Genomic DNA, 8,606 nt, shown 5'->3' on the forward strand with positions numbered 1-8,606 from the left:
CGCCTTTTGCGTTTGGATGATGTGCGGCAGGATCAGACCTGCCGCTCGATCATCATGTTCTTGATTTCCGCGATCGCCTTGGCCGGGTTGAGGCTCTTCGGGCAGGCGCGGGCGCAGTTCATGATGGTGTGGCAGCGATAGAGCCGGAAGGGGTCTTCGAGATTGTCGAGACGTTCCCCGGTCGATTCGTCGCGGGAGTCGATCAGCCAGCGATAGGCCTGCAGCAGGGCGGACGGACCGAGATAGCGGTCGCCGTTCCACCAATAGGACGGGCAGGAGGTCGAGCAGCAGGCGCAGAGGATGCACTCATAGAGCCCATCGAGCTTGCTGCGGTCCTCGGGAGATTGCAGCCATTCCTTTTCCGGCGCCGGGGTCGAGGTCTTGAGCCAGGGCTCTATCGCGGCGTGCTGGGCGTAGAAATTGGTCAGGTCCGGGACAAGATCCTTGACCACCGGCATATGCGGCAGCGGATAGATCTTGACCGGCGCCTTCACGTCATCGATCGCGCGGGTGCAGGCGAGGGTGTTCTCGCCGTCGATATTCATGGCGCAGGAGCCACAAATGCCTTCGCGGCAGGAACGCCGCAGCGTCAACGTCGGATCGACCTGGTTCTTGATATAGAGCAGGGCGTCCAGGACCATCGGACCGCAATCGTCGCGGTCGACATAATAGGTGTCGATCGACGGGTTGCGGCCGTCATCCGGGTTCCAGCGATAGATCTGGAATTCGGTGACCTTCTTGGCGTTGGCCGGCTTGGGCCAGCTCTTGCCGCGGCCGACAACGGAGTTCTTCGGTAGTGCGAGTTCAACCATCGGGATTGCTCTCTCTCATCGCGCCGCCCGAGGGCGAGTTTCTTGGCGAGAAATTTGGCGAGAAATGATGGGCCGGGGCTTGGCCCCGGCCGGGATCGACCTCAGTAGACGCGGGCTTTCGGCTCGATATAGCTGACTTCGTCGGTCATGGTGTAGTTATGCACCGGACGGTAATCGATGTTCACGGTCTTGGCCGCGTCATCGATGGTCGCCAGGGTATGCTTCATCCAGTTGACATCGTCGCGGTTCGCATAATCCTCTCGGGCGTGGGCGCCGCGCGATTCCTTGCGGTTCTCGGCGCCAACCATGGTGACCGCCGCCTGCACGATCAGGTTATCGAACTCCAGCGTTTCGAGCAGGTCCGAGTTCCAGATCAGCGAACGGTCGGTGACGCGAAGATCGTCGCGGCCCTGCCACACGTCGTGGATCAGCTTGACGCCTTCCTCCAGAACTTCGCCGGTGCGATAGACCGCGCAATTGTTCTGCATGACCTTCTGCATCCGTAGGCGCAGATCGGCGGTCGGCGTGCCGCCATTGGCGTGGCGGTAATGGTCGAGGCGCGACAAAGCGAGATCCGCCGAGTTCTCCGGCAGATTGTCCTGCTTGGCGCCCGCCTTGACGATTTCCGCGGCGCGCAGGCCGGCGGCGCGGCCGAACACCACGAGATCGATCAGCGAGTTGGAGCCGAGACGGTTCGCGCCATGGACGGACACGCAGGCCGCCTCGCCGAGCGCCATCAGGCCGGGCACCACCACGTCGGGGTTGTCGCCCTTCTTGGTCAGCACTTCGCCGTGATAGTTCGTCTGGATGCCGCCCATATTATAGTGGACGGTCGGCAGGACCGGGATCGGCTCGCGGGTGACGTCCACGCCGGCGAAGATCTTGGCGCTTTCCGAAATGCCGGGCAGGCGTTCGTGCAGGATTTTCGGATCAAGATGGTCAAGATGCAGGAAGATGTGATCCTTGTTCTTGCCCACGCCGCGGCCTTCGCGGATTTCCATGGTCATGGCGCGCGAGACCATGTCGCGCGGCGCCAGATCCTTCACGGATGGCGCATAGCGCTCCATGAAGCGCTCGCCGGCCGAATTGGTCAGGTAGCCGCCTTCGCCGCGCGCGCCCTCGGTGATCAGGCAGCCCGCGCCATAAATGCCGGTCGGATGGAACTGCACGAATTCGAGATCCTGCAACGGCAGACCCGCGCGCAGGACCATGCCGCCGCCGTCGCCGGTGCAGGTATGGGCCGAGGTGGCGGAGAAATAGGAGCGGCCATAGCCGCCGGTCGCCAGGATAACGAGCTGGGCGCGGAAGCGATGGATCGTGCCGTCATCCATTTTCAGGCAGACGACGCCACGGCAGCGGCCTTCGGCGTCCATGATCAGGTCGATGGCGAAATATTCGATGAAGAACTCGGTCGAGTTCTTCAGGGCCTGGCCATAGAGCGTATGCAGCATGGCGTGGCCGGTGCGGTCGGCGGCGGCGCAGGTGCGTTGCGCGGGCGGGCCGCGGCCAAAATCGGTGGTCATGCCGCCGAACGGACGCTGGTAGATCTTGCCATCCACGGTGCGGGAGAAGGGCACGCCCCAATGCTCCAGCTCATAGACGGCGGCGGGCGCGTTACGGCAGAGATATTCGATCGCGTCCTGGTCTCCGAGCCAGTCGGAGCCCTTGACGGTGTCATACATGTGCCATTTCCAGTTGTCCGGCCCCATGTTGGCGAGCGAGGCGGCGACGCCGCCCTGGGCCGCCACGGTGTGCGAACGCGTGGGGAAGACTTTGGATATGCAGGCCGTGCGCAGGCCCGCCTGCGAGCAGCCGACGGTGGCGCGCAGACCCGCGCCGCCCGCGCCAACCACCACGACGTCGAAAGTGTGGTCCACGATCGGATAGGCCTTGCCGCCGATGGCCGGCTGGGGAGCCCCTTGGGCCGGGGCGTCGTTCGATGCCATTGGATGAACCCTTAGCGAGAAATTGCGGACGCCGGGGCGGCGGAGAGCCGCGCCCGGGACGGAAAATCAGGTGAAGCTGAGGCGCAGCACCGCATAAACGGAAGCCGCGCCGAGGACGAGGCCGAAGCAGGTATTGGCCATCAGGGCCAAATGCTTGGCGTGCGCCCCGTGGATATAGTCCTCGATGATGACCTGCATGCCGAGCGTCATGTGATAGATCCCGACGCTGACGAAGAGCAGCAGCAGGATGGCGGGGCAGGGCGAGCCGAGCAGGATGCGCGCGCTCTGGAAGTCACGGCCCGGGAGCGACAGGACGATCAGGATGAAGGCGATCGTCAGCGGCAGCAGCGCGAAGGAGGTCAGCCGCATCAGCCAGGCGTGATGCGTGCCCGACTTGGCTGATCCTAGAAAGCTGACGCGCGCGCGGGGCGTTAGGAGAGTGGATTTCTGAGCCATGGAGCGAGCCTCAGCGGATGATGAAGGAGACGATCCACAACAGGACCGTGAGAACGCCGGCGGCGGCGAAGGAGCCTATTGCGAGCCGGTCGCGGCTTTCGGGGTCGAAGCCTTTGCCGGCGTCCCAGATCGCGTGGCGCAGGCCGCCCATCAGGTGGAGCAGAAGGGCGAAAGTATAGCCGAACAGGACAAGCTGGCCGAGGAAGGAACCGAAAATGGCCGAGGCGAAATTGAAGCTGTGGGCGTCGCCGGCGGCGGCGAGCAGATAGGCCGCGAGCAAAAGAGTGCCGGCGTAAAGAGCGGCGCCCGTGGCGCGATGCGCGATCGAGGCGGCCATGGTCGGCGACCACTTGTAGATCTGCATATGCGGAGAGAGCGGGCGGCGCTGCTCCAGCGGGATCGAGCTGGGATCGGCCTCGGCCATGGAAATCACCCTTCCTGTTCGGACTGAGTTGGCGAGGGTCCGCGGAGCGCGGGTCGCGCCCATGGAACCTGAATGAAACCTAAGAGGTCGGAAACATTCACTAATCGAAACGCGTGCGCCGCGCAATGACAACTCCCTCAACCATTCGATGTAAATTAGGCGCCTGAAAATCATGCATTTGAGTGGGACGGCCAGTTCGAATGCTTGCTTTCGCAGTGCAAACCGGCGAAACCTTATGCCGTTGGAGAATTCGCAGTTGAAACCTTTTTCTACCAGACGGTTCCCGCTTGCTGGCCTGTTGGCCGCCGCCGCAATCCTGTTTTGCCTCCCGGATCAGGCATCGGCCTCCGCGCGGCTGACCATCGAATCCGGCGGCATTTCGCGTTCCGCCGTGGTGGTGGTGCGCGAGCGACTGAAAATGCGCCGTCGGCCGCTGATCATCGTGCTGCATCGTAGCGGCGGACTTGGCTCTCGCGTCCGGCATGGGCTGGGGCTTGAGGGGGCCGCGCAATCGAATGCGCCGATTTTCGTCTATCCAGAAGCGCTCAATGGCGGTTGGCCCGCAAATCCCGGACCGGAAGCCGATCGCGATCTCAAATTCCTGCGCGATCTGGTGGATCATTACGTCAACGAGGGCTCCGTCGATCCGCGCAAGATTTTCCTTGTCGGCGTCTCATCCGGAGGCGCCTTCGCTTATCGCGCCGCCTGCGCCGGAATTGGCCGCCCGGTGGCTGGGCTGGCGACGCTGATTTCCGCCATGCCGGACGATCTGGCCAATTGCGCGCCATCGGCGCCGCTCGCCTATATATCGGTCAGCGGTCAGGCCGACCCGCTGGTTCCCTATGCCGGGGGCAAGACGGTTTTTTCGGAAACCGCCTTCAACAGCTTGTCCACGGAAGGGGCCTTGGCGGTTTTCGCCCGAATTAACGGCTGCGGCGCGCGGCGTGAAGACCACCCGATCGCTGACCGCGACAAGAACGACCACTCCAGGGCCTATATCCTGACCTATGCTGGTTGCAAGGCGCCGGTGGAAATGATTCGCGTCGATGGCGGCGGCCATCGCATCCCGGGCCACAAGTCCGATCCGCAGATTGAGCCGGTTGGAGGCGAAAATAACGATTTCGACGCCAGCCGCACGGTGTGGGACTTCCTCAAGCGCAACGGAGCCTGAACGGCGCCGCGTATTCATTCTGGAATTCAAATTTATTGATCCATGTCATTGCGACCGCGTCGCGATGACATGATTAGGATTCGGCAATAGGGCTTTAGGCCCTCTTTTTTTTTAGCGAAATCCGTATTATGGCAAAAGCACGCGAGGCCGCGCGCGTGGCGCGGCGCGCTTTCCTTCGCCTGCGTCAGATTGCCGCACCCTTGTGTCCGGCGGCTTTTTCGACATTTCGGACAGATCCGGCGCAGGCCGCCACAACCCGAGGTTTCCCATGAGCAGCGACGCCCACCCCGCCGACAATACCGAAGCCACCGACACCAAGATCTTTGTGGCGGTCGTCCTGCTTCTGATCGTCGCCGCCGTCGTTCTCGGCTTCACGGTCGGCCTCGCCGGCATCGGCGCGCTGGCCATTTTTGGCGCCGCCGCGATGCTCGTGCTCTGCGTGATGCTCACGGCGGGCTGATCTGCCTTCGCCTCGGCGCGAAAAAACCCCGCGACAGTGTCGCGGGGTTTTTTGTTGTCCGCCTTCAGCGTGGAATCAGCGCCCAATAGTCGAGATCGAGAATGACGCTCGGGTCGTAGCCCTCGCCCTGCTTGAAGGGGTGCGCGGCCGTGGGCTGGTCCTTGGTCGCGATCGTGCGCAGGCGCAGGGCGCCGACGTCGTCGCGTCCGTGAATTTCGGCGCGCTCCAGCACTTCGGTCCAGGCGAAGACCGTCAGGCCGGCGAAGAGCGGGCTGACATGGCGTCCGCCATTGATGGCCGCGATATGGAAGGCGTTGGCGAGGCCGTTGAAGCTCAGCGCGCGGGCCAGCGAAATGACATGGCCGCCATAGATCAGGCGGCGGCCGAAGCGGCCCTGGCCCTCGGTATATTGGTTGAAATGGACCTTGGCGGTGTTCTGGTAGAGGCGGGTGGCGAGCTGGTGCTCGGCCTCCTCAACCGTCATGCCGTCGACATGGTCGATGCGCTCGCCGGGCAGATAGTCGCCCCAGCGATGCGGCGAGCCCGACAAAGCGAAATCATATTTGCGCGGGTCGATGACTGGGCAGGCGTCGCCGAGCTGGTCGGGCGCCAGCGCGCGCGGCAGCTGCGGCGTGACCTCCGCCGGCGCCGGGGAATTGGGATCGCGCTTGCGCACCATTACCCAGCGCACATATTCGAGCACGCAATCGCCGCGCTGGTTGAAGCCACGCGAGCGAACATAGACCACGCCGGTCTGGCCGTTGGAGTTTTCCTTGAGGCCGATGACCTCGGAGGTGGAGGAGAGTGTGTCGCCGGGATAGACGGGAACGAGGAAGCGGCAATCCGCATAGCCGAGATTGGCGACCGCATTGAGCGAAATATCCGGCACGGTCTTGCCGAAGACGATGTGGAACACGAGCAGATCGTCGACCGGGCTTTTCGGATAGCCGATCGAATGGGCGAAGGCGTCCGAGGACTGGACCGCGAAGCGGGGGCCGTAAAGCGCGGTGTAAAGGGCGACGTCGCCCACGGTGACGGTGCGCGGCGTCGCATGGACGATCACCTGACCGAGCTGGAAGTCCTCGAAGAAATTGCCCGAATTGGTCTTGCTCATCTGTGCCCCCAAGCCCATGGAATTGCGGCGCGAAATCGCTCTTCTGCGTTTAGGGCATGGCGGCGCGTGTTGGCAATGGCGCCTTTGTGGTCCGCGCTCAGGCAAGCAGCGCCAGCAGCCGTTCCGCCAGCGCGTCGGGATCGCCTTCCAGAAACAGGGTTTTCTGGCGCGAGGTCGCGCCGGAGGTCAGGCGGATGCGCGAGGCCGGGACCTTGAGGGATTTCGCGACGAGGGCGATCAGCGCGTCATTGGCCTTGCCATCCTCGGGAACGGCCCGCACCCGCGCCTTGAGCGCGCGGGCGCCATCAGCGCGCGTCTCCACGCCTTCCAGCGCGTCGCGCGAGGATTTGGGCGTCAGCCGCACATGGAGGTCAATGCCGTCCGCGCGGCGGCTCCAGAAGGGCGCGCCGTCGGAGGTCACACCGTCGAGGCGATCAGGGCCCGGGCGAGCGCGTTCAGCTCCATCTGAATGAAGGAGAGCAGCAGCAGCAGCACGATCGGCGAAATGTCCATGCCGCCGATCGGCGGCAGGAAGCGGCGAATCGGACGCAGCGCCGGCTCGGTCAGCGCATTGACGCCGTTCCAGATCGAACGGACGAAATCATTGCGCATGTTGATCACGTCGAAGGCGAGCAGCCAGGACATGACCGCCATGATGATGATGACCCACCAATAGAGGTCGAGGGCCATATCGAGCACCCGGAACACGGGAATGATGAAAGCGGCGGCGGACATTGCGACTCCGGTCCAGGTTCGGATGCGGCTTTTTAAAGCTTTGCAGGCGCGTAAACAAGTTTTCCGGAAATTCGCGCGGAAATCTCTCGTGCAGATTGACAGGAAAGCGCGCGCGCCCTAAACACCCGCTCCGGAACGGGGCTGTAGCTCAGATGGGAGAGCGCTGCAATCGCACTGCAGAGGTCAGGGGTTCGAATCCCCTCAGCTCCACCAAAAAATTCCATAAGCATTTGAAATAATTGTGGAAATTTGCGCTCCGCATGATCGGCCCCACTCTCGGCCCCACTTTTGGCGTGAGATTGGATGCGACGGCGTTTGTCGCCATGAAACACCAACGCGGTTGGGCTGCCAGTACGCGTCCCGCAGAATCCTGCAATAAAAGCAAACGCTGATCCCAGCAGATTGTCCGGTACCGAATCATAGGGGTCACAGGTTCGGTCCCTATCGCGCCAACCATTTCAAAAGCCCTGGAAATGCTGAAAATCTCAGCTTCCAGGGCTTTCGCTTTTCTGAGACTATTGCTCGCTGGGTCAGCAATAGGTCAGCAGCGACGTAATTTTCGGGGAAACGCCCGGTAGATTTGGCGTCGGAGCCCTCAGGCAGTTTTTCGCGATCGAGGGCGCCGCCTCGCCGGGTTCACCTACCCATCATCCGCCCTCTCTCCCCGAGTCACGATCCGCAGCATCCCATTCGCGTACTGTCGCGGCGAGAAGGCTGGGCGGTGAACGCCGAGCGGATCTATCTGCTATATAAAGATCTTGGCCTGCAATTGCGGAACGAGACCCCGAAGAGGCGCGTGAAGGCCAAGCTGCGGGATGATCGATGCGTCGCCATGCAGCATAATGAAACTTGGGCGATTGATTTTGTTCACGACTGGCTGGCGACGGGCCGCAAGCTTCGAGTTCCGACCATTGTCGACACCTTCTCGCGCTTCTCGCCTGCGGTCGATCCGCGTTTCAGCTATCGGGGCGAAGACGTGGTCTTGACGCTGGAGCGGATCTGCAAGAGTGTCGGTTATCCGAAGACGATCCGGGTCGATCAGGGTTCCGAGTTCATCTCGCGCGACCTTGATCTGTGGGCTTATCAGAAGGATGTCGTGCTCGACTTTTCGCGCCCCGGCACGCCGACCGACAATGCCTTCATCGAGTCGTTCAACGGCAAGTTCCGGGCGGAATGCCTCAATGCCCACTGGTTCATGAGCCTCGATGACGCGAGGGAGAAAATGGAGGAATGGCGTAGAGACTACAACTGCGCAATAGAACACCCATCTGTCTATGTGGTTGAAGGGAATAGATTTTGCTGCGCTGGATCCGATCCTGCGGGGTATTTGGGGTTCAGGCGCGCGCGGTCGGTGATTGATCGGGCTGTTGGCGCAGCCAAGGCGCCGCGGGCAAATATCCATGGGCCCTCTGGAAACGGATGGATCGCTGCAATTTCGCCAGCCTCGGCGGACAGACGCAAGGTCTTTGGCGCAACCTTCAGCAACCT

Annotated in this window: 9 protein-coding genes, 1 tRNA gene and 1 pseudogene; 4 read left to right on the forward strand and 7 right to left on the reverse strand. The window is 62.5% G+C overall.

The features are described from left to right. Positions 1-32: 32 nt before the first annotated feature. From QZ409_RS19800 to sdhC, 4 genes are all read right to left on the reverse strand, one after another. Positions 33-812, reverse strand: a complete 780-nt coding sequence (locus QZ409_RS19800; protein WP_296714804.1) for a succinate dehydrogenase iron-sulfur subunit — start codon at positions 810-812, stop codon at positions 33-35. A 101-nt stretch (positions 813-913) separates the two neighbouring features. After that, positions 914-2,758, reverse strand: a complete 1,845-nt coding sequence (gene sdhA / locus QZ409_RS19805) for a succinate dehydrogenase flavoprotein subunit (RefSeq protein WP_296714805.1) — start codon at positions 2,756-2,758, stop codon at positions 914-916. Between the two features lie 66 nt (positions 2,759-2,824). Next, the gene (gene sdhD / locus QZ409_RS19810) at positions 2,825-3,214 is read right to left on the reverse strand and encodes a succinate dehydrogenase, hydrophobic membrane anchor protein (protein WP_296714807.1); all 390 of its coding nucleotides are present in this window, start codon (positions 3,212-3,214) and stop codon (positions 2,825-2,827) included. A gap of 10 nt (positions 3,215-3,224) precedes the next feature. Then, positions 3,225-3,638, reverse strand: a complete 414-nt coding sequence (gene sdhC / locus QZ409_RS19815; protein ID WP_296714809.1) for a succinate dehydrogenase, cytochrome b556 subunit — start codon at positions 3,636-3,638, stop codon at positions 3,225-3,227. A gap of 256 nt (positions 3,639-3,894) precedes the next feature. Here sdhC and QZ409_RS19820 point away from each other — a divergent pair, with 256 nt between their 5' ends. Both QZ409_RS19820 and QZ409_RS19825 read left to right on the forward strand, forming a co-directional pair. After that, positions 3,895-4,809 (forward strand): phospholipase, encoded by a 915-nt coding sequence (locus QZ409_RS19820; RefSeq protein WP_296714811.1) that lies wholly within the window; start codon positions 3,895-3,897, stop codon positions 4,807-4,809. A 268-nt stretch (positions 4,810-5,077) separates the two neighbouring features. Then, a complete protein-coding gene (locus QZ409_RS19825; RefSeq protein WP_296714813.1) occupies positions 5,078-5,269 on the forward strand; it encodes a hypothetical protein in 192 nt (63 codons plus the stop codon). Between the two features lie 64 nt (positions 5,270-5,333). Here the strand turns inward: QZ409_RS19825 and QZ409_RS19830 are convergent, their stop codons facing one another. The 3 genes from QZ409_RS19830 to QZ409_RS19840 form a co-directional block, all read right to left on the reverse strand. Continuing rightward, positions 5,334-6,383 (reverse strand): MaoC family dehydratase, encoded by a 1,050-nt coding sequence (locus QZ409_RS19830; RefSeq protein ID WP_296714815.1) that lies wholly within the window; start codon positions 6,381-6,383, stop codon positions 5,334-5,336. 97 nt (positions 6,384-6,480) lie between these two features. Further along, positions 6,481-6,804 carry a DUF167 family protein gene (locus QZ409_RS19835; protein ID WP_296714818.1) on the reverse strand — a complete coding sequence of 108 codons (324 nt, stop codon included), beginning with the start codon at positions 6,802-6,804 and terminating at the stop codon, positions 6,481-6,483. Beyond that, on the reverse strand, positions 6,801-7,118 hold the full coding sequence (locus QZ409_RS19840; RefSeq protein WP_296714820.1) for a YggT family protein: 318 nt from the start codon (positions 7,116-7,118) through the stop codon (positions 6,801-6,803). The genes QZ409_RS19835 and QZ409_RS19840 overlap by 4 nt, the downstream gene beginning before the upstream one ends. A gap of 137 nt (positions 7,119-7,255) precedes the next feature. On the opposite strand from QZ409_RS19840, the gene QZ409_RS19845 reads away from it, so the two are divergent. Next, positions 7,256-7,331 (forward strand) — tRNA-Ala (locus tag QZ409_RS19845). 481 nt (positions 7,332-7,812) lie between these two features. Continuing rightward, positions 7,813-8,367, forward strand: a pseudogene (locus QZ409_RS19850) (integrase core domain-containing protein); the annotation flags it as partial. Between the last annotated feature and the right edge of the window lie 239 nt (positions 8,368-8,606).

Source organism: Rhodoblastus sp. (assembly GCF_019449565.1).
Taxonomy (GTDB): Bacteria; Pseudomonadota; Alphaproteobacteria; order Rhizobiales; family Beijerinckiaceae; genus Rhodoblastus.